The 23891-nt window shown below is 60.8% G+C and carries 18 protein-coding genes; 4 read left to right on the forward strand and 14 right to left on the reverse strand.

Features of this window, described 5'->3' with window-relative positions:
* Positions 1 to 71 precede the first annotated feature (71 nt).
* From ACO6VD_RS16255 to ACO6VD_RS16270, 4 genes are all read right to left on the reverse strand, one after another.
* Positions 72 to 899, reverse strand: coding sequence for an SDR family NAD(P)-dependent oxidoreductase (locus tag ACO6VD_RS16255; protein WP_422420539.1), 828 nt, complete (start codon positions 897 to 899; stop codon positions 72 to 74).
* A 32-nt stretch (positions 900 to 931) separates the two neighbouring features.
* Positions 932 to 1366 (reverse strand): MaoC/PaaZ C-terminal domain-containing protein, encoded by a 435-nt coding sequence (locus ACO6VD_RS16260; protein ID WP_422420541.1) that lies wholly within the window; start codon positions 1364 to 1366, stop codon positions 932 to 934.
* Positions 1367 to 1376: 10 nt separating this feature from the next.
* Positions 1377 to 1817: a MaoC family dehydratase N-terminal domain-containing protein gene (locus ACO6VD_RS16265; protein WP_422420543.1), complete on the reverse strand. Its 441-nt coding sequence runs from the start codon at positions 1815 to 1817 to the stop codon at positions 1377 to 1379.
* Between the two features lie 64 nt (positions 1818 to 1881).
* Positions 1882 to 3069, reverse strand: a complete 1188-nt coding sequence (locus ACO6VD_RS16270) for a lipid-transfer protein (protein ID WP_422420545.1) — start codon at positions 3067 to 3069, stop codon at positions 1882 to 1884.
* 296 nt (positions 3070 to 3365) lie between these two features.
* Between ACO6VD_RS16270 and ACO6VD_RS16275 the strand changes: the two genes are divergently transcribed.
* Positions 3366 to 5216 carry a DUF1302 domain-containing protein gene (locus ACO6VD_RS16275; RefSeq protein ID WP_422420547.1) on the forward strand — a complete coding sequence of 617 codons (1851 nt, stop codon included), beginning with the start codon at positions 3366 to 3368 and terminating at the stop codon, positions 5214 to 5216.
* Between the two features lie 26 nt (positions 5217 to 5242).
* On the forward strand, positions 5243 to 6610 hold the full coding sequence (locus tag ACO6VD_RS16280) for a DUF1329 domain-containing protein (protein WP_422420548.1): 1368 nt from the start codon (positions 5243 to 5245) through the stop codon (positions 6608 to 6610).
* A 79-nt stretch (positions 6611 to 6689) separates the two neighbouring features.
* On the opposite strand, the gene ACO6VD_RS16285 is transcribed toward ACO6VD_RS16280, so the two are convergent.
* Positions 6690 to 7376, reverse strand: coding sequence for a TetR/AcrR family transcriptional regulator (locus tag ACO6VD_RS16285; RefSeq protein WP_422420549.1), 687 nt, complete (start codon positions 7374 to 7376; stop codon positions 6690 to 6692).
* 360 nt (positions 7377 to 7736) lie between these two features.
* Between ACO6VD_RS16285 and ACO6VD_RS16290 the strand changes: the two genes are divergently transcribed.
* Complete coding sequence (locus ACO6VD_RS16290) at positions 7737 to 9296, forward strand: acetolactate synthase large subunit (RefSeq protein ID WP_422420551.1); 1560 nt, start codon at positions 7737 to 7739, stop codon at positions 9294 to 9296.
* Between the two features lie 48 nt (positions 9297 to 9344).
* Here ACO6VD_RS16290 and ACO6VD_RS16295 read toward each other — a convergent pair whose 3' ends face one another.
* From ACO6VD_RS16295 to ACO6VD_RS16330, 8 genes are all read right to left on the reverse strand, one after another.
* On the reverse strand, positions 9345 to 10247 hold the full coding sequence (locus tag ACO6VD_RS16295) for an SDR family oxidoreductase (protein WP_422420553.1): 903 nt from the start codon (positions 10245 to 10247) through the stop codon (positions 9345 to 9347).
* 69 nt (positions 10248 to 10316) lie between these two features.
* Positions 10317 to 12017 carry an AMP-binding protein gene (locus ACO6VD_RS16300; RefSeq protein WP_422420555.1) on the reverse strand — a complete coding sequence of 567 codons (1701 nt, stop codon included), beginning with the start codon at positions 12015 to 12017 and terminating at the stop codon, positions 10317 to 10319.
* An 88-nt stretch (positions 12018 to 12105) separates the two neighbouring features.
* On the reverse strand, positions 12106 to 13251 hold the full coding sequence (locus tag ACO6VD_RS16305) for a thiolase C-terminal domain-containing protein (protein ID WP_422420557.1): 1146 nt from the start codon (positions 13249 to 13251) through the stop codon (positions 12106 to 12108).
* 105 nt (positions 13252 to 13356) lie between these two features.
* Complete coding sequence (locus ACO6VD_RS16310; protein WP_422420558.1) at positions 13357 to 14079, reverse strand: MaoC/PaaZ C-terminal domain-containing protein; 723 nt, start codon at positions 14077 to 14079, stop codon at positions 13357 to 13359.
* The gene (locus tag ACO6VD_RS16315; protein WP_422420559.1) at positions 13986 to 15596 is read right to left on the reverse strand and encodes an SDR family NAD(P)-dependent oxidoreductase; all 1611 of its coding nucleotides are present in this window, start codon (positions 15594 to 15596) and stop codon (positions 13986 to 13988) included. Before ACO6VD_RS16315 ends, ACO6VD_RS16310 begins: the two co-directional genes overlap by 94 nt.
* A 129-nt stretch (positions 15597 to 15725) precedes the next feature.
* Positions 15726 to 16868, reverse strand: coding sequence for an acyl-CoA dehydrogenase family protein (locus tag ACO6VD_RS16320; protein ID WP_422420649.1), 1143 nt, complete (start codon positions 16866 to 16868; stop codon positions 15726 to 15728).
* Between the two features lie 34 nt (positions 16869 to 16902).
* Positions 16903 to 18045 (reverse strand): acyl-CoA dehydrogenase family protein, encoded by a 1143-nt coding sequence (locus ACO6VD_RS16325; RefSeq protein ID WP_422420560.1) that lies wholly within the window; start codon positions 18043 to 18045, stop codon positions 16903 to 16905.
* 255 nt (positions 18046 to 18300) lie between these two features.
* A complete protein-coding gene (locus ACO6VD_RS16330) occupies positions 18301 to 20994 on the reverse strand; it encodes a LuxR C-terminal-related transcriptional regulator (RefSeq protein ID WP_422420562.1) in 2694 nt (897 codons plus the stop codon).
* Between the two features lie 512 nt (positions 20995 to 21506).
* Between ACO6VD_RS16330 and ACO6VD_RS16335 the strand changes: the two genes are divergently transcribed.
* A complete protein-coding gene (locus tag ACO6VD_RS16335) occupies positions 21507 to 22691 on the forward strand; it encodes an acetyl-CoA C-acyltransferase (protein ID WP_422420563.1) in 1185 nt (394 codons plus the stop codon).
* Between the two features lie 24 nt (positions 22692 to 22715).
* On the opposite strand, the gene ACO6VD_RS16340 is transcribed toward ACO6VD_RS16335, so the two are convergent.
* Positions 22716 to 23876, reverse strand: coding sequence for an alpha/beta hydrolase family protein (locus ACO6VD_RS16340; RefSeq protein WP_422420564.1), 1161 nt, complete (start codon positions 23874 to 23876; stop codon positions 22716 to 22718).
* Between the last annotated feature and the right edge of the window lie 15 nt (positions 23877 to 23891).

Raw genomic sequence — 23891 nt, forward strand, 5'->3', positions numbered from 1 at the left:
AGCAGTCTCGCCTTGAGAAAAAGAAAAGCGACCGATATAACCCGGCCGCACAGGTCCTAGCGGCCTCGACCTCAGACCGTTCCCAGGCCTCCGCCGCAAACCAATACCTGCCCGGACAGGTAATCCGACTCCGGAATGCAGAACAGATACACGGCGTTGGCGGCTTCGTCCGGGCTGCCGGGACGGCCCAGTGGAATGAGGGTCTTGGAGGCCTCTACGGTCGCCGCGCTGATCCCCACCTTGATTTCCCGGCCTTCGATATTGATGTAGTTCGGATCGCCCTCGACCGGCAGGGTCTGACGGGTTTCGATGTGACCGAAGGCAACGGCGTTGACGTTGACTTTGTAGCGCCCCCATTCTTTGGCCAGGGCCTTGGTCATGCCCAGGACACCCGCCTTGGCGGTGGAATAGTTGACCTGACCGGCGTTACCGCTGGCCGATACCGAAGAGATATTGACGATCTTGCGATTGACGACGCGGCCTTCGGCGGCTTCCTGCTTCGCCGCCGCGCTAATAATCGGCTGGGCCGCGCGCAGGATGCGAAACGGTGCGGTGATGTGGCAGTCGATGATCGCGTACCACTGCTCGTCGGTCATCTTCTGAATCACGCTGTCCCAGGTGTAGCCGGCGTTGTTGACGATAATGTCGATCGCGCCGTAGCTGTCTATCGCGGTCTTGACGAAGCGTTCGGCAAAGTCGACGGCGGTCACGCTGCCGACACAGCCAACCGCTTCACCACCTGCCGCGCGAATGGCGGCAACAACCTCTTCGGCCGGCCCGGCGTCCAGGTCATTGACCACCACACTGGCACCTTCACTGGCCAGTTTCAGCGCCACGCTACGGCCAATGCCACGGCCGGATCCCGTGACCAGGGCGACTTTACCTTCGAGCTTTTTCATTGCTGTGCTCCTTTGTTGTTAGGTGATAGAACTCAAGCCAGGGCGATGACGGCTTCACCGACCAGGCGGGGATCGCCGTACTGGTTGAAGCATTGAATGTGCAAGCGCACGCGTTTCTCGCCGTCAGCTACGAATTTCTCGACGACGCGTGCGCTCAAATGCGGGACATGACCGAGCTGGGTGATGCCGACAAAGCGCGTCGACAAGGCCCGCACCTGGGATTGCGGCACCCACTGCGTCAACAGGCGGCCGAGGTAAGCAGCCGACAACATGCCATGGGCGAACACGTCGGGCTGTCGCGCCTGGCGGGCAAAATCGAGGTCGATGTGCACTTGGTTGTGGTCGCCGGACGCACCGGCGTAGAGCGCGAGCACGGTGCGATTCACCGGTTCGAGTTGCAACGCTGGCAACTCGAAGCCCGGCTCCACCTCGCTGTAACGGGGGCCACCTTCAGGGTAAATGTGCATCGAGCTTGCCTCAGCGTTGAACCAGGGATGAGCGGATGTCGGCAATGTGCTCGCCGTCCTGGTTAGTGACGCGGGTTTGCTGAACCACGAAGGTCAGCGCACCGCCTTTTTTTTCATACACATCGACAACCCGGGTATCGAAGGTCAACACATCGCCGGCGAACGCCATGCCGTGATAAACGAAGCCTTGTTCGGCATGGAGGATGCGCCCCAGGTCGAAACCAAAAATGCGCTGGACGATATGGTCGGTGTCGCGCCCTTCGCTTTCCAGGCACATCAGGAAGGTCGGCGGTACCGGCAACGATCTGTAGCCGGCGGCCCTGGCCACCGATTCGTCGGTGTACACCGGGTCGGTTTCGCCGATGGCTTTGGCGAAGAAGCGCAAACGGCCCTTTTCCACTTCGGCCGTGGTCACGCCGAGCGAGCAGCCGATCAGACTGTGGTCTGCCATTGCACTGTGTTCCTCTCAGGTGAATGGGAAAACGCGCGCTGTCCTCGAGCGCGCGTACGGCGAATCAGCCGCGTCCGAACAGGGTCACAATGCCGGCGCCGCCGAGGCCGAGGTTGTGCTGCAACGCATGCTGCAGGCCTTCGACCTGACGGGCTTCGGCAGTGCCGCGCAGCTGGTGGGTCAGCTCGTAGCATTGCGCCAGGCCGGTGGCCCCCAGCGGGTGCCCCTTCGATAGCAGACCACCCGACGGGTTGACCACCACCTGGCCGCCGTAGGTGTTGTCGCCATCAAGGACAAACTTCTCGCCGCCACCTACTGGACAGAAGCCCAGGCCTTCGTAGGTCAACAGTTCGTTTTGGGCGAAGCAGTCGTGCATTTCGCAAACGCGAATTTCATCAGGGCCTACACCGGCCTTTTCGTAGACTTCCTGCGAAGCGCGCTGGGTCATGCCGACGCCGACCACACTGATCAGCGATGGCGGCTCGAATGCGTCCGGGGTGTCGGTGACCAACGATTGAGCGAGGATGGTCACGTCGGTACGCAGGCCATGCTTCTTGGCAAAACGCTCGGAAACGATGATCGCCGCCGCGCCGCCACAGGTCGGTGGGCAGGCCATCAGGCGGGTCATTACACCCGGAAAGATCACCTGGTCAGCCATCACCTCTTCGGTGGTGATGACTTTTTTGAACACCGCCAGCGGGTTGTTGGCGGCATGGCGGCTGGCCTTGGCGCGAATGGCGGCGAAGGTCTCCATCCTGGTGCCGTACTTTTCCATGTGCTCCTTGCCTGCGCCGCCAAAGAAGCGCAACGCCGGCGGCATGCCGTCGCCTTCGGTGAAGATGCGGTTGACCACGTCATTGCCCTTGCCGTAGGTGCCCGGACGATCGGTCCAGTGGTCCTTCAACGCACCGGGCTGCATCTGCTCGAATCCAAAGGCCAGGGCGCAATCGACCGCCCCGCTTTCCACCGCCTGGCGAGCCAGGTACAGGGCCGTGGAACCGCTGCCGCAGTTGTTGTTGACGTTGATCACCGGAATACCGCTCAGGCCCACTTCATAGAGCGCCGACTGGCCGCTGGTGGAGTCGCCATACACATAACCGGCGTACGCCTGCTGCACATGCTTGTAATCCAGATTGGCATCCTTCAGTGCCTGGCGAATGGCCTGTGCGCCCATCTCGATGTAACTGGCGCTGGCACCCGGCTTGGTGAACTGAATCATGCCGACGCCGGCGACGTAAGTTTTCTGCGACATCATTTTCTCCAAGGACAGTTGAAAGGCTCCGCTCGCTGCTTTGACTGGCGGCGATCACAGCAACCCTTGAATCGATGTTTACGTAAAACAAACGGCTTGACTGCCCCCTCCCGATGAGGGGGATTACCCACCCGGCTCAGGCCCGAATGCCCTGAATTGCGGGTTTGCACAACGATCGCAAGCGTACAGGCGGTACCCCTCACCCCGAGGGGGTGATGGTTTTGCGGTGCAGCGATTAGCGTGGCCTCCAGCTCAAGAACAACAACAAAAACAACCAGAGGTCATCGGAGCGCCATATGACTACACGAACATTCGAAGCATTCCAGCCACAGTTGCTCGCCCTGGCGGTCGCCCTCGCCACCAGCGCCCAGGCACACGCCGTCGAGTTCAATATTGGCGAGATTCAGGGTCAGTTTGATTCGTCTCTTTCGATCGGTGCCAGTTGGGCCGCCGCCGATCCGGACGCCAAGTTCGTCTCCAACTTCAACTCAGTGGGTGCAAACGGCGACTCTTCGGCGCGCAACGCTGACGACGGCCGACTCAATTTCAAGAAAGGCGAGACCTTCTCGAAAATCTTCAAGGGTGTTCACGACCTGGAGCTGAAGTACGGTGAGAGTGGAGCCTTCGTGCGCGGCAAGTATTGGTACGACTTCGAACTGATGGATGAGCACCAGTCCTTCTATGACATCGACGACCATGGCCGGGATCGTGCCGCCAAGTCGTCGGGTGCGATGTTTCTCGACAGCTTCATCTACCACAACTATGCCATCGGCGACCTGGCGGGCAACGTACGCCTGGGCAAGCAGGTAGTGAGCTGGGGCGAGAGCACCTTTATCAGCAACGGCATCAACGCGATCAACCCGGTCGATGTGGCGGCTTTGCGTCGCCCCGGCGCCGAGGTCAAGGAAGGCCTGATCCCGGTCAATCTGTTGTATGTGTCGCAAAGCCTGAGCGAGAACCTCAACGCCGAGTTCTTCTACCAGTTGGAATGGAAAAAATCGGTCGTCGATAACTGCGGCACGTTCTTCAGCGTCGACCCGGTGGCCAAGGGGTGTAATGACCGCAACGTCCTCGCCGGCCTGGACCTGCCCCCTGGTGTGGCCAGCAACACGGCAACCGTCGCCCAGATCAACGCCGGCGCGCTGGATAATGTTTATCTGCCACGCGCCAAGGACAAGGATGCCCGTGACAGTGGTCAGTTCGGCCTGGCCTTGCGCTGGAACGTGCCCGAACTGAACGAAACCGAGTTCGGTGCCTATGCGTTGAACTACCACAGTCGCAGCCCCTCGGTCAGTTTCCTGCAAAACACCTCGACCGTGCCGGGCCTCGCCCAGCAGATCCGCGCTACCCGCTACTTTGTCGAATACCCCGAAGACATCCGGCTTTACGGGTTGAGTTTCGCGACCAACTACGAAGGTACTTCCCTGGGTGGTGAAGTCAGCTACCGCCCCAATATGCCGTTGAGCCTCAACGGTGCCGACCTCAACTACGCAGCGGTCGGCCTTTCGCCGCTCACGCCCGTATTCACCACCGGCTTTGCCAGCCGTTCGCCAGGTGCCGAGCTCTCGGGCTACAAGCGCATGCCGGTGACCCAGGCGCAGTTGACTGCCACCCGCTTCTTCAACCAGGTCCTGGGCGGTGAACGCCTGACCCTGATTGGCGATGTGGGCTATACCCACATCGGTGGTCTGGGGGCGACCGACGGCACCGACCTGCGCTTCGGTCGTAGCACCACCTACGGTGCCGGCATTCTCCCCGGCACTGCCGGAGCGGCCACCTGCGCGGGTAGTCAATCGCAGGTTCCTGGCGCTGCGGCAGGCACAACCCGACCGAGCAACCCGCAACAGGAATGTAACGGCAAGGGCTTCTACAGCTCCAGTTCCTGGGGCTACCGCGCCCGCGCCAGCCTGAACTACCCGAACGCTATCGCCGGCGTCAACCTCACACCGAACCTGGCCTGGTCCCATGACGTCAATGGCCGCAGCCCGACCTTCGAGGAAGGTGCCAAGGCGATCAGCGTGGGGCTGGATGCGGACTACCAAAGCACCTACACCGCAAGCCTCAATTACACCAATTTCTTTGGCGGTGATTTCAATACCCAGACCGATCGCGACTTCGTATCGCTCAGCTTCGGCGTGAATTTCTGACAGGTCTCAGAAGGAGGAAATACAGCATGAAAATCACATCCATGATGCAAACCGGCGCATTGGCGCTGACCTTGTTGACCACCCACGTGATGGCCGCCGTGTCCCCGCAGGAAGCCGCGCAACTGGGTACTACCCTGACGCCGATGGGGGCGCAAAAGGAAGGCAATGCCAACGGCAGCATTCCAGCCTGGACTGGCGGTCTGAAAACCGATGCCGCGCCTGTGACAAAAGGCTTTCTGGGTGACCCGTACGCGAATGAAAAGCCGCTGTTGGTGATCACCCAGGCAAACGCCGAGCAATATAAAGACAAGCTGACCCCCGGCCAGATGGCGATGCTCAAGCGCTTTCCGGACAGCTACAAAATTCCGGTATACCCCACCCATCGCAGCAGTTCGTTCCCACAGCAGATTTACGACACGGTGAAAAAAAGTGCGGTCGCCACGGAGTTGGTCAATGGTGGCAATGGCCTGGCCAATTTTGCCGATAACCATTACTACCCCTTTCCAATTCCGAAGAACGGAGTGGAGGTGTATTTCAACCATGCGAGCCGTTATCGCGGCGGCAACGTGAAAAAGCAGACCGCGCAGGCAGTACCGCAACCCAACGGCTCCTATACCCTGGTTCAGATTTCCGAAGAAACCGGCTTCCCGCAACAAATGGAGGGTGTCGACCCCGGCAAGGCGGCCAACGCGCTGTACTTCTACAAGAACACCATCACCGGACCGGCACGCCTGGCAGGTACCGTATCGCTGGTCCATGAAACCATCGACCAGGTCAAGGATCCACGCCAGGCCTGGGTCTACAATGCCGGCCAGCGCCGTGTACGTCGTGCACCGCAACTGGCCTACGACGGCCCGGGCTCGGCCTCTGACGGCATGCGCACCTCGGACAACGCCGACATGTTCAACGGTGCACCGGATCGCTACGACTGGAAGTTGCTCGGGAAAAAGGAAATCTACATTCCCTATAACAATTACAAGCTGCAATCGCCTAGTGTGAAATACGCCGACATTCTCAAAGCCGGGCATATCAACCAGGACCTGTCGCGTTATGAGCTACACCGTGTCTGGCACGTGGAGGCAACGTTGAAACCGGGCCAACGCCACATCTACGCCAAGCGCGATCTGTATTTCGATGAGGACACCTGGGCCCTGGTGGAAATCGACCATTACGATGGCCGTGGTGAACTGTGGCGTGTCGCCGAAGGCTACCTGGTCAACGACTACGCACACGGCGTTGCCAGTTATGCCCTACAAACTGTGGTCGACCTGGTGGCCGGACGTTACGTGGCATCCGGTATGTACAACGAGTCCGCTCAAGGCCCTTCCTACGGTGAACTGTCGAAAATGGCTGACTACACCCCTTCGGCGCTGCGTAACGCCGGCATACGCTGATCATTGACCTGTAACACTGACGCCCCGCTTGCGGGGCGTCGCTGTTTGTCGGACCAGGTTTGCTCCGGCGCAAGCCGGTTCAATGATCCGGAGTGGCCAACAGCGCATGCAGCATGCGCGCCATCAACACGGGCGTGCGCTCATCGGTCAGGTAATCCGGCTGCTCCAATAGCATCGCCCGAGGGAGCGCCAGTAGCATGTGATAAGCCAGAAACTCAACCTTTTCTCGATCCTTGATCGTGATTTCGCTGGCAAATCGGCTCATCAGGGCCGAAGTCGCGCTGGTGCTCCACAGCTGTTTGGCCTTGACCAGATCCAGACGCACCAGTTCGTCAAAGTGCGTCGAACGCACGCTGAACAGCGGATCGAACAGGGTTTTCTGGTAAAGGACGGGCAGGCCGATTCTCAGGGTAAGCACAATCCCGTCCAGCAAGGAGGCTGTGGCCGGCAACGCGGCAATGCCGGCCAGTAACTCTGCACGCACCTGCCGCCGATAATCCTCGAAGATCGCGGCAATCAACGCCGCAATGGTCGGGAAGTATTCATAGATGGAACTGGTCGACACCCCGGCCTCTTCGGCCAGGCGCAGGACGCTCAGCGCCTCCCGCCCTTCCTGTTGAAGAATCTGCCGCCCGGTTTGCTTCAAGGCCGCCACCAGCGCAATCGAACGCGCCTGGCGCGGCTCCTTGCGCGGCTGAGCGGGAACTTGCACATACACAAGACCGCCATTGCCGGCCTGCTTGTTGTCACGGTCTGGCTTGATCATGGTGTGGCTTCACTCAGTGCGGCCTGTCAGCGAAGGGTGAACGCAAACCACATCAGACTAATGACCGGGGAGGATTTCGGCGTCCCCTCGTTCGGAGTGGGGATAGCCAGCACCTTCGACCCAGCAGGCACGCTCGGCGCAAACGCAGAATGTGCCACGCGCTCCTGTCTGCAAGACTAGTTTTTTCTATGTTTTTCAATGCATTAGGCTAAAGCCGCAGACGCCTGAATCCGGAATAAAAATCGGCTCATCGTCCCCATACTCAGTCTGCTTTACCAGCACCGCCGTAACGCGCATGGCGCCCAACGCGGCGGCGGCTCTGTTCGCGCCATCAACGCTCCTAACAGTCAAGGAACAAGCATGAACGAAACCTCAATGAATGGTGCCGAAAGTCTGGTGCAGACTCTGCTCGATTGCGGCGTGGACACCTGCTTCGCCAACCCGGGCACCAGCGAAATGCACTTCGTCGCGGCCCTCGATCGCATCCCCGGTATGCGCTGTGTCCTGGGGCTGTTCGAAGGTGTGGTGACCGGTGCAGCCGACGGTTATGCACGCATCAAAGGTAAACCTGCCGCGACCCTGCTGCATTGTGGCCCGGGCCTGGCCAATGGCCTGGCGAACCTGCATAACGCACGCCGCGCCAACACACCGGTGATCAACATAGTCGGTGACCAGGCCACCTACCATCGCCCGTTCGATGCACCGCTGACCGCCGACACCGAGGGCTGGGCCCGCCCGGTGTCGGTCTGGACGCGCACTGCCACCACCGCAGGTTCCGTTGGCAGCGCAGCCGCTGCCGCAATACAGGCTGCTTGCACCGCGCCGGGCGGCGTGGCCAGCCTGATCTTGCCCTCGGACGTCTGTTGGGACGTTGGCGGCCTGGTCGCCGCCCCTCTTGCGCCGCTGCCGACGCCCAGGGTCGCGCCCGATGTGGTGGCGCAAATGGCACGGGTGCTACGTAGCGGTCAACCGACCTTGCTGCTACTGGCAGGACGCGCACTGGAACAGGAGGCCCTGGCCAGCGCCCAGCGCATCGCTGCAGCCACCGATGCCCGCCTGCTCTCGACAACGTCTAACGCGCGGGTGGCGCGTGGTCGCGGGCGCTTTGCCGTCGAACGCCTGCCCTACTTCGGCGACAAGGCGCGGGAACTGCTGACGGGTATCGCCAACGTGATCCTGGTCGGTACGCCGGTGCCGGCGACATTCTTCGCTTATCCGGGAAAATCGCCGCGGCCGTATCCGCAAGACGCCGCGGTCCATGTGCTGGCCCGTGCCGAAGAAGACCTGGCCGATGCCTTGGCGCGCCTGGCAGACGAACTGAATGCGCCGCATCTGCCAGCGCCTGCCGCCGTACTAGTCAATCCGCAGCCCGGTAGCGGTGCTATCACCTCTGCGGCAGTGGCGCAAAGCCTCAATGCGCTGTTGCCGGAAGGCGCGATAGTGGTCGATGAAAGCGTCAGCTTCGGCCACGCCTTTTACCCTGGCACGGTCAACGCTGCAGCGCACGACTGGTTGCAGGTCACCGGCGGCGCGATTGGCGACGGCCTGCCCCTGGCACTCGGGGCGGCGATCGCCGCACCCCAGCGACGGGTGATCGCCCTGCAGGCCGACGGCTCTGGCATGTATACGTTGCAGGCATTGTGGTCGATGGCCCGGGAAAAACTCGATGTCACCGTGGTCGTCCTGGCCAACCGCAAGTACGCCATTCTTCAGCATGAACTGGCCAGCGTCGGCGCCACCACCGGCAAGACCGCTCTGGATATGCTCGATATCGGCAACCCGGACCTGGCCTGGGTGCCTCTCGCTACCGGCATGGGCGTGGCCGCAGCGCGGGCCGAGAGCATGGCGCAATTCAATGAGCTGTTTGCCATGGCCAATCGCCAAACGGGACCATTCCTGATCGAACTGGTGATCCCGTAACCCATACAACGATGGTCGCCAGCAAGCCACCCGCCCCGGCTTTTCGGCTCAGCCGCGAAGATCGCTCATCAGCTTGGCGCGCACCTGTGGCTTGCCGGCAAACGGATCACCCGGGTGGTGCTGGCCAAGCATGGCCTCGAAACGCTCCTGTACCAATGCCAGTGCCTGTGGGTGCGAGTAGATGTAAAAGTGCTGCTCGCCAATCCCGTCGAAGGTGATTCGGGCAATGCCTTCGGCGCTGACCTTGCCCGCACTGGTGGCTTTGTGTGAATTGGCTTGCGCGACCAATTGCGAACGCGTCGGCGGAGTATTGTCGGCAAGGTCTGCAGGACGGTTGCGACTCGAGTCGCTGAAGCCGGTTGGCACGAAAAACGGACACAACACCGAGCAATGCACCTGCTCACTGACCAGGCTCAAGTCCTGATACAGCGTTTCGCTCAACGAGACCACAGCGTGTTTGGTGACGTTGTACACGCCCATCGCCGGTGCATTGACCAGCCCCGCCATGGAGGCGGTATTGACGATATGGCCCTCGTAGGTCGGGTCTTTGGCGGCAGCGTTTAGCATCAACGGCGTGAAAATGCGCACCCCGTGGATCACGCTGCGCAGGTTGACGCCCAGGACCCAGTCCCAGTCCTGCTCACTGTTTTCCCAGATCAGCCCGCCTGCGCCAACGCCGGCATTGTTGAACAACAGGTTGACCTGGCCGAACGCCGCCAGCGCTGTATCGGCCAGCGCCTGGACTTGCTCGGCCTTGCTGACATCGGTGCAAAGGCCTATCACTGTCACGCCCCGGCCCTTGAGCTCGGCCACCGCAGCTTCGAGCGCGTCTTTTTGAATATCGGCCAAAACCAGCCTGATGCCCAGCTCGGCTGCGTGCTCGGCGAACGCCTTGCCCAAGCCTGAGGCGGCACCGGTGATCACTGCTACCTTGCCTTCAAAGTGCTTCATGGATTTCCTCGATCACTATCGATTGGCGAGGCAGATTGTCCTCTCGCCAGCATCACGGTTCAGGGTGCGTTATTCGAAAATCACCTTCTGATGACTGCTGCACCAGGCCTCGGCGTTGTCGACATAGCGCTCTTCGATCGCACCTCGACGGATTTTCATGGTCGGGGTAAGCAGCCCGCTTTCGATGGTCCAGGGATCCTTGACTACCACCAGACAGTCCAGGCGTTCATGGTCTTCCAATTGCTCATTGACCCGAGCCAGCAAACCTTCGAGTTCCGCCACCAGGTCACTGCCCTGCAGCCCATTGGACAGAGCCTGGCGGGTTTCCTCCGAAAGCGTTACCAACGCAAAAGGTTGCGGCAGCCCGACGCCCGTCACGCAGACCTCAGCGATCCGTGGATGTCCGCTGAGCCTGGCCTCGATAGGGGCCGGTGCAACATATTTACCCTTGGCGGTCTTGAACAACTCCTTGACCCGACCGGTGATACGCAACCGTCCCGAATCATCGACTTCACCACGGTCACCGGTCATGAAGAAGCCATCGGCCAGGTAGCTTTCGGCCGTCAGTTGCGGCTGCTTGTAGTAGCCCAGCATCTGCCCGGGACTTTTCACCAGGATCTCGCCGTTTTCAGCAATTCGACACTCGACGCCCGGAAGGCATTCACCGACATACCCCGCGCGCACGCGTCCGACGCGACTGAAATGCGAACAGGCGAAGTTTTCCGACATGCCGTAGCCATCGAGCAGCTCCAGGCCGAGCTGGCGGTACCAGTTGATGATCGGCACCGGCAATGCTGCTGAGCCGGTGACCGCGGTATGCGTTTGGTCAAGGCCGAGCGCGACGAGAATCTTCATTTTCATGGCATCCGCTGCAAGCGGGTCGGCGAACGCTGCTTGCTGCACGCTGGGGGGGATCTGCGCGCTGACGCCTTGATAGAACTTGACCCATAACCGCGGGACCGAAATGAAAAAGGTCGGGCGCGCCCGGCGCAGGTCGGCGCTGAAGGTTTGCAGACAATCGTTGAAAAAAACCTGCATGCCGTAACGCAAGGAAGCCGACTCGACCCCTTGGCGCTCAGCACCATGAGCCAGTGGCAGGTACGACAGCAGACGCTCTTCGGACCCGGGTCCCTGACCATCGTTGTACAACACCGAAGCATTGATCTGCGCCGCCCGGCACATGGTGGCGAAGCTGTGCATCACCCCTTTGGGTTGCCCGGTACTGCCTGAGGTGTAAATCACCGTTGCCAGTTCATCGGCGCCAGGCAAGTCAACCGTTGCCAGCGGAGCCGTCGCTGCGACGATGTCATCCCACTGCAGGCCCTGTTGGCGGGCGGATAACGGCAGACTGATTGTCGGCAGGTGCGCAGGCACGCCTTTGCTTGCGGTTTGCCAGGCCAGCGCGTCGCCGTCGAGCCGGCCGACGAACAGCAGTTGCGCCTCGGCGTGCTCCAGCACATAGGTGATGGTCTCGGCACTGGCCGTCGAGTACAGCGGTACGCTGATGTTCCCGCTCATCCAGATGGCAAGGTCGGCGATGATCCAGTGCGCACTGTTCTTGCCCAGAATTGCGATGGTCGAACCGGCCGGCAGCTCCAGCGACTTCAGATACGCCGCCATGCGCCGGGCCTCGTCAGCCACCTGGCGCCAGGTGTAATCGACCACCGTGCCATCGGCCAACGGTTGCGTCAGGTATACAGTGTCGGGCCGGGTGCGCATCCAGTGGTCAAACCAGTGCAGCAGTGTCATTTGTTCTTGTTCATTGTTCATGACAGGTCCTACGATTCGATGGCGGTGCACCCGCCTGATTATTGTAATTGGGTTACCCCATGGCCTTCAGCTGTTGTGCTGATATTGCCTAGCCGCGGCGATACATGGTCACCACACAGGCCTCACCTAGGCTCATGTTGTGTTGCAAGGCAATACGGGCGTGTGGGACCTGACGATTCGCCGCCGCCCCGCGCAGTTGCCAAACCAGTTCAACACACTGGGAAAGTCCGGTCGCCCCCAGAGGATGCCCCATGGACAACAGTCCGCCCGAGGGGTTGATCACCCGATTGCCGCCATAGGTATTATCGCCATCTTCAACAAGCTTCTCGGCATCGCCCTCGCGACAGAAACCGAGCGCTTCGTAAAGCAGGATTTCATTGGCCGTAGAACAGTCATGCAGCTCGCACACATCGACCTCCTCCGGCCCGATGCCTGCCTGTTCATACACATCACGGGCGGCGGCAAATCCCATGTCATAGCCGACCGCGCAAATAGCCGTATCGTTGCAAAGGCTTGCCGAATCAGTACTCATGGCCTGCGCCGCAATGTAAACCGGATCGACGATTGCGTGTTTTCTGGCGAATTCATCGGAACACAACAGCACCGCTGCCGCGCCACAGGCAGGCCGACAATACTGCAAGCGCGTCAAGGGTTCACAGACCTGCTCTGCGAGCACCGCTTCAAGCGTTAACGGCTGGCGGTACAGCGCGTAGGGATTGGGCGCGGCATGTTCGCGTGACTTCACGGCGACCATCGCGAAGGTTTCCTTGCAGGCACCGTAGCGCTGCATGTATTCACGTGCAGCCCTGGCGAACAATTGCGTGCTGACGGATAGCCCGGTAGCTAGGGGGTCCAGTTCCGGGTGATCTTGCCAGCGGTCTCTGGCCCAATCCGGTAACGGCGCCTCAATGCCAATTGCCAGCACACAGTCGGCCATGCCGTTTTCAATGGCCTGACGCGCCCGGTAAAGCGCCGTCGAACCACTGGCACTGTGGTTGCTGACAGCGAAAAGCGCAATTGCGCTCAAGCCCAGCTCGGCAATACCGCGCTGGCCGCAAAGGTAGTCGCCGTAGGCAGAACCCGCATAAGCGGCTTCAACCCTGCAACGCTCGATACCGGCATCCTCCAAGGCCAGGCGGCCTGCCTCGCCAGCCAGGTCATGGAAACGACCACCGACACCGAGGTCGGTGAACCTGGTCATGCCTACGCCAATCACATTGACGCGACGATTCATGTAGTGGGTCTCCCGAAACAGGGGACTGCCGCTAGCGCCTGAGACGCAAGCGGCAGGGCCGCGCATCAGCGATCAGCGAAAGCCGATCGGGTTGCGCAGCGGTGCTTATGAAGCGGAGGCGGCTTTGGCAAGGCGCTCGGCAGTGGCGACGGCGTAAAGCTGCTTGTCGATACCGGCGAAAGCTTCGAGTTTCTTCGAGGCCATGGTGTCGCCGCTCAGTTTCAGCTTGCCGGCGAAGAACAGCTTTTGCAGCTGTGGCTCCTCGCCCGAGGCCAGTTCCGGCATGTTCGCTTCCTGAATGGTCATGGTCACGTCCGCGTTGCTGGCAACGCCCTCGTACAGGTCACCCTGGCCATTTTTCAGGTCGAGTACCCAGTTGGATTCGCGGTTCTTGACCACGAACTGCATGATCATCTGCGACTCGGCAGCGATTTCCGGGTGAGACTGCAAGTGGGCCTTGAACACACCGAACACGTCATGTGCGGTCAGGGTCTTGGGCTCTTCCTTCGACGCACTGGTCAGGGAAGTGATATCCGGGACCTTGTCGAAGATTTCCACGACGCCACCCTTGAGCACGACAACGTCACGCTCCACTGCGCGCATCTCGAACAGAACACGCGTCGGCGACTCACGCCACATGCGGGTTTCCAGGGTATCGCCAGGCATGACGATGGCAGCGAAACGTACACGGATGCTCTTGAACAGGCGCGAATCGTTGTTGCAGAACGCCTTGATCACATGACGACCAGCGTAGCCAAAGGTGCACAGACCGTGCAGGAACGGCTTCTCGTAGCCTGCGGCCTTGGCGTAGTCCGGGTCGACGTGCATCGGGTTCCAGTCACCGCACAGGCGATACAGCAGGGCCTGTTGACTTCGGTCTGCTCGGCGATCAGCGCATCCGGAGCACGGGCGGGCAGTTCGGGAAGTGGCGTGCTCGGTACTTTTTCCAGCCCTGCACCGGGCACGCCGGCGTAGAAGCTGGTGATCTCGTTATAGAACAGCGGTACGCCATTCTCGTCGGTGGTCTCGATTGCCAGGATCGACACCGAACTGCGGCCCTTGTCGATCGCCTGCTTCAAGCGCATGGTGTGCTGGAGCTTGGCGGCCGGCGGCAATGGACGGTACATCTCGGTGTATTGCTCACCATGCAGGCCGTTGGCAAATGGCAATTCCAGGCCTTCCAGGCTTGGTTTACCGGACTTGATCGCTTGCAGGAAAACCTGGGTCGCCGGCAGCACCGCCATGGTCGGCAGCACCCGGAACTCTTCGTCCTTGAACTCGTTGATGTAAAGCAGCTCGGTTTCGTCCAGCGGATCCTTGGCAGCGCCTACGGCCAAGGCGTAGAGCGCGGCGTCAGTCTGGGTGTATTGGGTTTCCAGCGTCGACACGGCATTGCTGGCCACTTCCATGTCGACATACTGGTTGCCGCCCTTGGCGGTCGAATCCAGGCGCGCGAACAGTTCCTGGAAGCCTTCGCCGCCATTGACGTGGTGCACGCTGTGTTCGTCGAACTGGCTGATACGTTCCCAGTTCTCGCGAACCAGCTCCGGGCTCAGGGTATCGGTGTGCAGCACACGCCCCTGGGAACGCTCCCAACGGTATTTGGCGTGGAAGCCGCCACCGACTTCGAACAGGCCGCCGGTGTCCTGGCAGTCTTCATGGCACAACCAGCCAACCAACGGCGCGACGTGCTCGGAAGCCAGTTTGGCGTGAACGTCTTCCGGCAGGATCCCGCTGGCGATGACCAGGCGCGAGGCCGCGATCGGCGCGATGGTATTGACGCGAATGTTCTTCGAGCCGCCTTCGAAAGCCAGGGACTTGGCGAAGCCGATCAACCCGGACTTGGCGGTGGAGTAGTTGCACTGACCGAAGTTGCCGAAAATGCCGGCGCCGGAGGCCGTCATGATGATGCGCCCGTAGCCTTTCTCGCGCATGATCGGCCAGACGGCATGCGTCAGCTTGAACGCGCCCTTGACGTGGATTTCCTGGATCAGGTCCCACTGTTCTTCGGTCATCTTGGCGAACGAAATGTCGCGCAGGATGCCGGCGTTGTTGATCAGGATGTCGACGGTACCGAAGGCTTGCAGTGCGGTAGCGACGATTTTTTCGCCCTCGGCCACCGAGTGGTAGTCAGCCACGGCTTCGCCACCCAGGGCCCTGATCTCGGCAACCACTGCGTCGGCGGCCGCTGACGAAACGCCCAGGCCTTCGAGATTCACGCCCAGATCGTTGACTACCACCTTGGCCCCGCGCGCGCCCAGCAGCAACGCGTGGGCACGACCCAGACCGTTGCCGGCCCCCGTGACAATGGCAACTTTACCGTCGAATCGAAGTTCTTGTGACACGATAACTCTCCTTCCCCAAAAGGGTTTTTTTATTGGTAAACGGTGACTCGACTCTCCAGAGCCGGGCACCGCTGACAGCGCATTCGCGTGGACGCGAGAACAGGTTGTGACGCTAGGGGCTCTCCCGCCTTACAGCGTTCGGGCGATGATTTCTTTCATGACTTCACGGCTGCCTCCCCAGATGCGATTGCCGCGGGTATCGAGGAACAAGCGGGCGATCGGGTACTCGGTCATGTAGCCGTTACCGCCGTGCAGTTGCAGGCATTCCTCGACCACGCGCAGGCTCAGCTCGGCGGTCCAATGCTTGGCCATCGCCGCCGCTTCGGGCGTTAGTTCATTGCGCAAGGCCAATTCCATACAGCTGTCGACCCAGGAGCGACCGATCTGGATTTCGGTCTTCAATTGGGCGAGGGTGAAGCGCGAGTTCTGAAAATCGATCACGGGTTTGCCGAACACCGTGCGGCCTTTGGTGTACTCGATGGTGTGACACAACGCGGCTTCGGCCTGGGCCTGGAAACCAATGGCGCCGCTGATGCGTTCCCAGGCGAGGTCGCGCATCAACTGGCCGAAACCCTTGCCCTCCTCCGCGCCCAGCAGATTGCTGCACGGCACACGCACGTTGTCGAAGAACAACATGCAGGTGTCTTGTGCATGCAGGCCGATTTTCTCCAGCGGTTGGGACTTGGCGTAACCCTCGCGGCCACTCTCGACAATGATCAGCGAGATGTCCCGGGCGGTGCCGGTGGTGCCGGTCTTGCACACCACCACCACCAGGTCCGACTGCACACCATTGGAAATGAACGTCTTGGAACCGTTGATCACGTACTCGTCGCCATCACGTACGGCGCGTGTCTTGACGGCTTGCAGGTCGGAGCCGGTGTCAGGCTCGGTCATGGCGATTGCGCCAATCGCTTCACCAGAAACCATCTTCGGCAACCAGGTCTGTTTCTGCTGCTCATTGCCGTAATGCAGGATGTAGCCGGCTACCAGCGCATGCACGCCGAAGCCAATGCCCAAGCCCGAAGCGCCGGAGCCCATGTATTCCTCACCGATGACCATTGCATACAGGCGGTCCGCGCCATGGCCGCCGTACTCTGGTGCAATGCAAGGCAACAGCAAGCCCAGTTCACCGGCACGGCGCCAGATCTCGCGCGGGACGCGCTTTTGCTTTTCCCATTGGGCGTGAAACGGCAGTACTTCATCGGCCAGGAAGCGTCGGGCGAGCCGACGATAGTCTTCATGTTCGGCGCTGAACAACGTGCGGGGGATCAGATAGTCCATGACAAATTCCTCGATTCGGCGGTGATCAGAGCGTGCGCCCGACCAGTTCTTTCATGATGTCGTTGGCGCCGCCGGCAATACGCAGGACGCGGTGATCGAGGTAGTGGCGTGCCACCGGGTACTCGAGCATGTAGCCGTTGCCGCCGTGCAGCTGCACGCATTCGTCAACGACTTTGGAGTAGAGCTCCGAGCACCACAGCTTGGCTGCAGCTGAAGCCTCTGGAGTGAGGGTGTGTTGCAGGCACAGAGCCATGCAGCGGTCGACATAGTTCTGGCCAACTTCGATGTTGATCTTCATCTCGGCCAGCTTGAAACGGCTGTTCTGGAAGTCGAAGATCGGCTTGCCAAACACACTGCGACCACGGGTGTAGTCCAGCGTGTGTTCGAGCACCGCGCGGGCACCGGCGATGCTGTTGCCGGCGATGCCCAGGCGCTCCCAGGCCAGCTCTTTCATCAACTGGAAAAAGCCCTGCCCGGCTATACCGCCGACCACGTTTTCTTTCGGTACCCGCAAGTCTTCGAAGAACAGCATGGTGGTGTCCTGCGCATGCAGACCGACTTTGCGCAACGGTGTGGATTTGCTCAGGCCCGGACGATCCGCTTCGACGATGATCAGCGAGATGTCTTGGGAGCCCTTGCCGCTGTTGCCGGTCTTGGCGACCACTACGACCAGGTCGCAGTGGGTGCCATTGGAGATGAATGTCTTGGCGCCGTTGATCACATACTCATCGCCGACCAGCGTGGCACGGGTCTTGACCCCCTGCAGGTCGGAACCGGTACCTGGCTCGGTCATCGCCACGGCGGCGATGGCCTCGCCCGTGGCCATTTTCGGCAGCCATTGGAGTTTTTGCGCTTCAGTACCGAAGTTGATCAAGTAGCCGGCGACGATGTCATGCACGCCGAAGCCGATCAGGCCGTTGGCACTGACGCGGGTGACTTCTTCGCCAACGATCAGCGAAAAGCGTCGGTCCAGGCCAAGGCCGCCATATGCCTCGGGGGTGGTGGCATTGAGCAGCCCCAGCTCGCCAGCCTTTCTCCACACCTCACGCGGGACCTGGTGAGCCTCTTCCCACTGCGCGTGGAAGGGCATGCATTCGTCGGCAAGAAAGCGTCGCGTGGTGGTGCGAAACGCCTCATGCTCTTGGTCAAACAGGGTGCGCGGAATCATCAAGCATCTCCTCGAATCGGCATCGACGCGCCGGATATTTCCGGCTGGGTGATGCCACGATAGGGAAATGCCTTCAGGCCGCTCTACCCCTCACGGTGAGGGGGAATGGCCACTCAGTTGCAGGTTTTGAAGGGCGAGGTGAAATCAAAGACGAACAGCGACAAGCCTCCCTGAAACGGGGAGGCGTTGCGCCAAGGGTGATTGCTTTAGGCTAGGACCGCAGCGCGTCAACGACGCCCGTGGGCAACCCTGCGATCACTCGATAAAGTCATGCTTGCGCGCCCAGGACACGGCGTCGTAGCGGCTGGAAACACCGAGTTTGAGAAAGACGTTTTTCAAGTTCCATTTCACCGTTTCCAGCGAAATGTTCAAGGTCAGGGCCACTCGCTTATTCGACATGGCCTGGCTGATCAACTGCAGGATCGCCACCTCTCGAGGGGTCAAGGTCGAGCGCGTCGTTGACAGTGCGGTATCGCCCGAGGGCGCGCCATCCCTGTCATGCTGCAGACTGGACAACAGATCAGTCAGATAAACATTCACTGGACTATCGCTATCGGCCACCAACTTGTCTGCCGCGAAAACCACCAGCGGATACAGCGCCGCCCCCTCGTCCAGGAACGTGCGCACAAGGCCCAACTGATTGCCGTTTTCCAGCGCCTCCAGGAGCAATTCATTGGCTGTGTCCTCCTGGTGCAAAGCGAATTGGGCAATGGCCAGCAGCAACAGTGCGGTCACACCCAACTGGCCACGCAGGTGACGTCGAGCATAGTTGCGCACGTGCTCCAACGCCTGGATGGCCTTGTCCGGTTCGTTGTTCGCCAACAGCCAGCGCGCCTTGGCCAACGCCACCATTGCCGGTATTTCCGCCTGGAATCCTCCCGCCCCCTGATACGCCCGCCCCAGGACATCGAGCTGAGCGACGAGTGCCTGGGCCATTGTGCGATTGTTGTCGAGCAAGCCGATGCGCACCTGCTCAGCCAGGCAATGCACCAGGGCGCGGTCCTGACCAATGCTGCGAAAGTGCCGCTCCTGCCGCTCGAGAAAAGCCAAGGCGCACGCTGGCGACTCTTGCAACAGATCCAGCCGGGCCCGGCAAATGCTGGCCCGCATCATGGAGTCGGGCATGGTCCATTGCAGCAGACCATTGCGATTGGCCAAGACTTCGCTGGCCTCGTCTATGCGGTTCAGCTCGCAATAGACTTCAGCCAGCATCGCCGCGCCAGCATACGCACTGGCTGAGCGATGTCCATGCTCCGAGACCGCACGCGTCAATTGCGCCAGGCCCCTTCGCTCAGCTTCGCCCATCTTGCCTTCCATCAAGCAACAGAGGGTGCGTGTGCCTTCCGCGAGCAACGCCAGCTCGTCATTGCGATCGTGCTCCGGCACTGGATGTTCGTCGAGACAGCGAATCGCATCAGCGTGTCTTCCTGCTGCGGAATAGGCCAGCGCCAACAACGCCCAAGCTCCATAGCGAACGATGGAATAGTCGTCGAGCGGTGGCTTGAAGCCTTCGAGCAACTCAATGACCGGGTCAGTCCGGTCGCGTTGGATGAGTATCGCCGCCTGAACCAACGGAAGACGAAACGCCACGTCCTCGTGTTGCGCGGCGCCACTGCGCTGGAACTGTTCCAGCCACGCTTCGGCCTTTGCCGGTCGAGCAGTCAAGGCATAGGCCAGGCAACCGAGGAAAAACAAGCGGGGCCGGGAAAAAAGCACGTCTTGCGGCAGCCGGTCGAGCAAACGCAGAAGCGGACTCAACTGGTCCAGGCTCCAGGTTTTCGGCGCCGTGCGCTCAATGACTTCGACGGCGAATTCAAGATCACCGCCCAATGTCGCATGGCGCATGGCCTCGGCTAACAGTTTGCGTTCAGCGAACCAGTGTGAGGCACGGCGATGCAATTGCGCGATGTTTTGCTTGTTGCGCCGTATCAACCGTGTCGCAAGAAATTCACTGAAAAGAGGATGAAAGCGATACCAGAGCAAGCGGTCATCGGCTTCGACCCGAAAGATCAGCAGGTTTTCCTCTTCCAGTTTGTTGAGCATTGCCGCTGCGTTGCTGTTACCGGTCACCGCCTCCGCCAACGTGGCACTGAAGCGCCGGCAAATGCTGATGGCTTCCATGAAGTCCACCAGCTCCTGCGGCAAATGTGCCATGACATCTTCGGCCAGGTAGTTTTGCAGGTCGTCTGATCGCCAGCCCAGTTCGCGCAAACTCGCCCGGGCACCCGGATTGCTGCGCAACAGAATCACGATCAACTGCAGGCTGGCTGGCCAACCGCTGGTCAATTCGTGGATCAGGTGAATCTCTTCCTCTTTCAGCTTCAGGGCGCTGAGGTTCATGTCCAGAAACGCACGGGTTTCCACCAGGTCGAACGGCAACGCCGCACAGTCCAGTTCCACCACCTGCCCCATCAGGCGCAGGCGACTCAGGCTGAGCGGCGGCTGAACGCGGGCGGCGATGACAAAATGCAGGTTTGCCGGGCTGTGATCGAGCAGTTTCTGGATCAACCGATGCGAACGTGGGTCGGCAATATGATGATAATCGTCGAGCACCAGGAACAACTCTTTGTTGACGTTTGACGCGCCGTCGACGATGGCAGCAACGACTTCGTCAATCGATTCGCTGCTGGCGCCCTCCAAGGGCGTGCCCGTGTCAATCGTGACACCCAGCCGATTGAGCGCGCCCCGCAAGTAGGCGAAAAAGGTCGACAGGTGTTGGTCATCCGCACTGAGCGACAACCAGGCCACCTCGGCCCCGGCGCCCATCATCGTCTGGCGCCATTGCACCAGCAAGGTGGTCTTGCCAAAGCCCGGACTGCCAGTGACCAGACCGACCGTGCAGCGCCCCATGCGCTGAAGTTGCTCAATCAACTGACTCCGGGGAATCGTTTGTGTGCCGATTCTCGGGGGCGCGAATTTGGTGGATACAAGCATTTTATCGGTATGCATTTCCAAACCGAATCTCCGGTTCCCTGCAGCCTGTGAAAGCCCGTACAGGCCGGGGCATTGATGAAAACAGCGCGGTTTGATTGGTCCAACGCCTGGCCTCAGGCGTCACGTTCTCACCCCTCACCGGCCTGAGCGGGAGGGCATCGCAAGCACCGGGCAGGTGATGAATTTTAGCAGACAGCGTCAATTCGGACTGCGCGCGCCTTCGGACTCAGGGGGTGATAGTGCGGGCTCGGGGCCAGCCCCTTCCCCCCCTCCAGGTGAGGGGGGGCTACGTCATGGTTGGTTTAGACCGTTGTTCCCCGATAAACATTGCTCAACAGGCCGCGCGCCACCGTTACCCACAGTCGCCCCCCTCAACACGAGTGGCTTTGTAAGCGGTGTTTTTTGGGGTCATCTACACCCCAATACCCAAGACCGCAATACCGGTTTACCGGGGCACGCAGCAGGCCGACGCGAGCTCAAGGACCGGATCACGATAGCGGTCGGCTACAAACAATAGGACTCCCCATATGAAAGAAGCCGTAATTCTCTCCACCGCACGCACCCCCATCGCCAAGGCGTTTCGCGGTGCGTTCAACAACACCACGTCACCGACCATGGCGTCCTTTGCGATCAGGGCCGCAGTCGAGCGCGCCGGCATCGAGGCCGACGAAATCGACGACCTGGTGATGGGCACGGGCATGCCGTCCGGTACCGCTGGCTGGAACCTGGGCCGCATGAGCGTGCTCGCCAGCGGTTTGCCGCTGTCGGTCAGCAGCCAGACGCTCGACCGCCAGTGCGCCTCCGGCCTGATGGCGATTGCCACCGCCGCCAAGCAAATCATGGTAGATGGCATGCGCGTCACGATTGGCGCGGGGCAGGAGCAGATCAGCCTGGTGCAGAAGCGCAATGTCGAATGGGCAATGGCCGAGCGCGATCAACTGGTCATCCGTAATGCCGCCCACGCCTATATGCCGATGCTGGAAACCGCCGAGTTCGTCGCGCAGCGCTATCACATAAGCCGCGAAGCCCAGGACCTTTACGCCCTGCAATCGCAGTTGCGCACTGCCGCCGCCCAGCAGGCCGGTTTGTTTGCCGACGAAATCGTACCGATCACAGCCAGCAAACAAGTGCTCGATAGAACCACGGGCAACGTCACCTACGAACAGGTCACCTTGCATCAGGACGAAGGCAATCGCCCCCATACCGTGCTTGCCGACCTGAGCAAACTCAAACCGGTGATCGACGGTGGCTGCATCACCGCCGGCAATGCCAGCCAACTGTCCGATGGTGCCAGCGCCTGTGTACTGATGGAGGCGCGCCTGGCCGAACAACGCAACCTGCAACCGCTCGGGCTGTATCGCGGCATTGCCGTCGCCGGCCTGGCGCCGGAAGAAATGGGTATCGGCCCCGTTCTGGCAGTACCAAAGCTGCTAAAACAGCATGGCCTGAGGGTCGATGAGATCGGTCTGTGGGAGCTTAACGAAGCCTTCGCGTGCCAGGTGCTGCATTGCCGCGATACCCTGGGCATCGATCCGGACAGACTGAATGTCAACGGCGGTGCTATTTCTATCGGTCATCCGTACGGCATGAGCGGTGCGCGGATGGTCGGCCACGCACTGCTGGAAGGTAAACGACGCGGTGTGAAGTACGTGGTGGTGACCATGTGCGTAGGCGGTGGCATGGGGGCTGCGGGCTTGTTTGAGGTGCTGTAATGATTCAGGTCTGCAGTTGATCGACTACAGACCTGAGTACCTGTCCATCAACGCCCCCATGCACGCCAGGTACTCACTGCGCCCCAGGTGCAAGATGTGATTGCCGGGAAACCAGTGCAACGCACTGCCCGGCCAATGCTGGTGCAGCAGCCGCAGGTGGCGTGGCATGGTGACTCGGTCTCCGGCACCACCGATGATCAGCATGCGTTCGCCCTCCAGGCACGGGGCGTAGGTCAGCGGGTTGTGTACGGCAAGCAAGCCGCGCATTTCAGCCACGCCAATGCCCTGGTTGCGCATCAGCCGGGAGAGCAATAGCCCTGTGGGCTGCCACTCAAGGAAGGCGTCGATAGGGCTGACCGCGGGTACGATCGGGACGCAATAGGCCAGGCGCTCATCAACGGCCGCCAGCAATGCTGCGGTGTAGCCGCCAAGGGAAATGCCCGTCACCCCAATGTGCTCGACACCGCGCTCCTGCAGGTAGCCGATGAACACCCGCAGGTCGTGGATCGCATGCAGCGGCGCCTCGTTGAAGGCCACCAGCCCGCTGCCGAACAAGCCCTGGCCGCTGAACCAGTCGCTGCGCTCTGCGCGCCGACCATGGTGCGGGAACGTGAACAGCAGGATGTCATAACCCCGCTGATAGAAATCGGCCAGCGACAACGCGTGGGCGTTGAGCCAGTGCGGGTCGGCGGCGAAGCCGTGGATGACGATCAGCGTCGGTCGCGGCCGGTCGCCATGACACCAGTGCTGGGCATGGGCGAAGGCATTGCGTTGCATGGCCTCGAACTGCGTGCGTGCGAAAGGGTTGAGCGGTTTGAACGGACTGGCGAAACGCAGCTGGAAACGACGGATGTCGTCGCCAGGCAACGCGCTTTCTGAGATGACGATGTCCTTCGGCGGTGGCAGAAACACCTGGGAGGCATCTCCCGCGCGCGCCAGCGGTTCGTAGAAGTGTAGCGCCTCGAACTCGCGCTGCAAACGGCCGGGCTTGCGTAGCGTGGTAAGGGCGGTCGCCGCCACTGTCGCCGACAAGGAGGTGCGCATCACCCGCTCGATCGCAGCGCTGCCATGGATTTTCAGGCGGTGTCGGGCATCCAGCTCGGTGCCATCGGCCTGCCGCCAGAAGTCTGCGGACAAACGTTCCCACCAGGGCCGCTGTGGATCAGCTGCCCCGTCCTCACTCACGCACTGTTCTTTACG

Source organism: Pseudomonas sp. GZD-222 (assembly GCF_049310525.1).
In the GTDB taxonomy this organism is placed as follows: domain Bacteria; phylum Pseudomonadota; class Gammaproteobacteria; order Pseudomonadales; family Pseudomonadaceae; genus Aquipseudomonas.

What these genes read in the sequence shown, in the direction of transcription:
- ACO6VD_RS16300 (WP_422420555.1), bottom strand. Translation starts at nt 12,017, where the DNA reads ATGAACAATGAACAAGAACAAATGACACTGCTGCACTGGTTTGACCAC.
- ACO6VD_RS16280 (WP_422420548.1), top strand. Translation starts at nt 5,243, where the DNA reads ATGAAAATCACATCCATGATGCAAACCGGCGCATTGGCGCTGACCTTG.
- ACO6VD_RS16255 (WP_422420539.1), bottom strand. Translation starts at nt 899, where the DNA reads ATGAAAAAGCTCGAAGGTAAAGTCGCCCTGGTCACGGGATCCGGCCGT.
- ACO6VD_RS16265 (WP_422420543.1), bottom strand. Translation starts at nt 1,817, where the DNA reads ATGGCAGACCACAGTCTGATCGGCTGCTCGCTCGGCGTGACCACGGCC.
- ACO6VD_RS16260 (WP_422420541.1), bottom strand. Translation starts at nt 1,366, where the DNA reads ATGCACATTTACCCTGAAGGTGGCCCCCGTTACAGCGAGGTGGAGCCG.
- ACO6VD_RS16290 (WP_422420551.1), top strand. Translation starts at nt 7,737, where the DNA reads ATGAACGAAACCTCAATGAATGGTGCCGAAAGTCTGGTGCAGACTCTG.
- ACO6VD_RS16310 (WP_422420558.1), bottom strand. Translation starts at nt 14,079, where the DNA reads ATGCACGTCGACCCGGACTACGCCAAGGCCGCAGGCTACGAGAAGCCG.
- ACO6VD_RS16335 (WP_422420563.1), top strand. Translation starts at nt 21,507, where the DNA reads ATGAAAGAAGCCGTAATTCTCTCCACCGCACGCACCCCCATCGCCAAG.
- ACO6VD_RS16305 (WP_422420557.1), bottom strand. Translation starts at nt 13,251, where the DNA reads ATGAATCGTCGCGTCAATGTGATTGGCGTAGGCATGACCAGGTTCACC.
- ACO6VD_RS16285 (WP_422420549.1), bottom strand. Translation starts at nt 7,376, where the DNA reads ATGATCAAGCCAGACCGTGACAACAAGCAGGCCGGCAATGGCGGTCTT.
- ACO6VD_RS16275 (WP_422420547.1), top strand. Translation starts at nt 3,366, where the DNA reads ATGACTACACGAACATTCGAAGCATTCCAGCCACAGTTGCTCGCCCTG.
- ACO6VD_RS16330 (WP_422420562.1), bottom strand. Translation starts at nt 20,994, where the DNA reads ATGCATACCGATAAAATGCTTGTATCCACCAAATTCGCGCCCCCGAGA.
- ACO6VD_RS16325 (WP_422420560.1), bottom strand. Translation starts at nt 18,045, where the DNA reads ATGATTCCGCGCACCCTGTTTGACCAAGAGCATGAGGCGTTTCGCACC.
- ACO6VD_RS16295 (WP_422420553.1), bottom strand. Translation starts at nt 10,247, where the DNA reads ATGAAGCACTTTGAAGGCAAGGTAGCAGTGATCACCGGTGCCGCCTCA.
- ACO6VD_RS16270 (WP_422420545.1), bottom strand. Translation starts at nt 3,069, where the DNA reads ATGTCGCAGAAAACTTACGTCGCCGGCGTCGGCATGATTCAGTTCACC.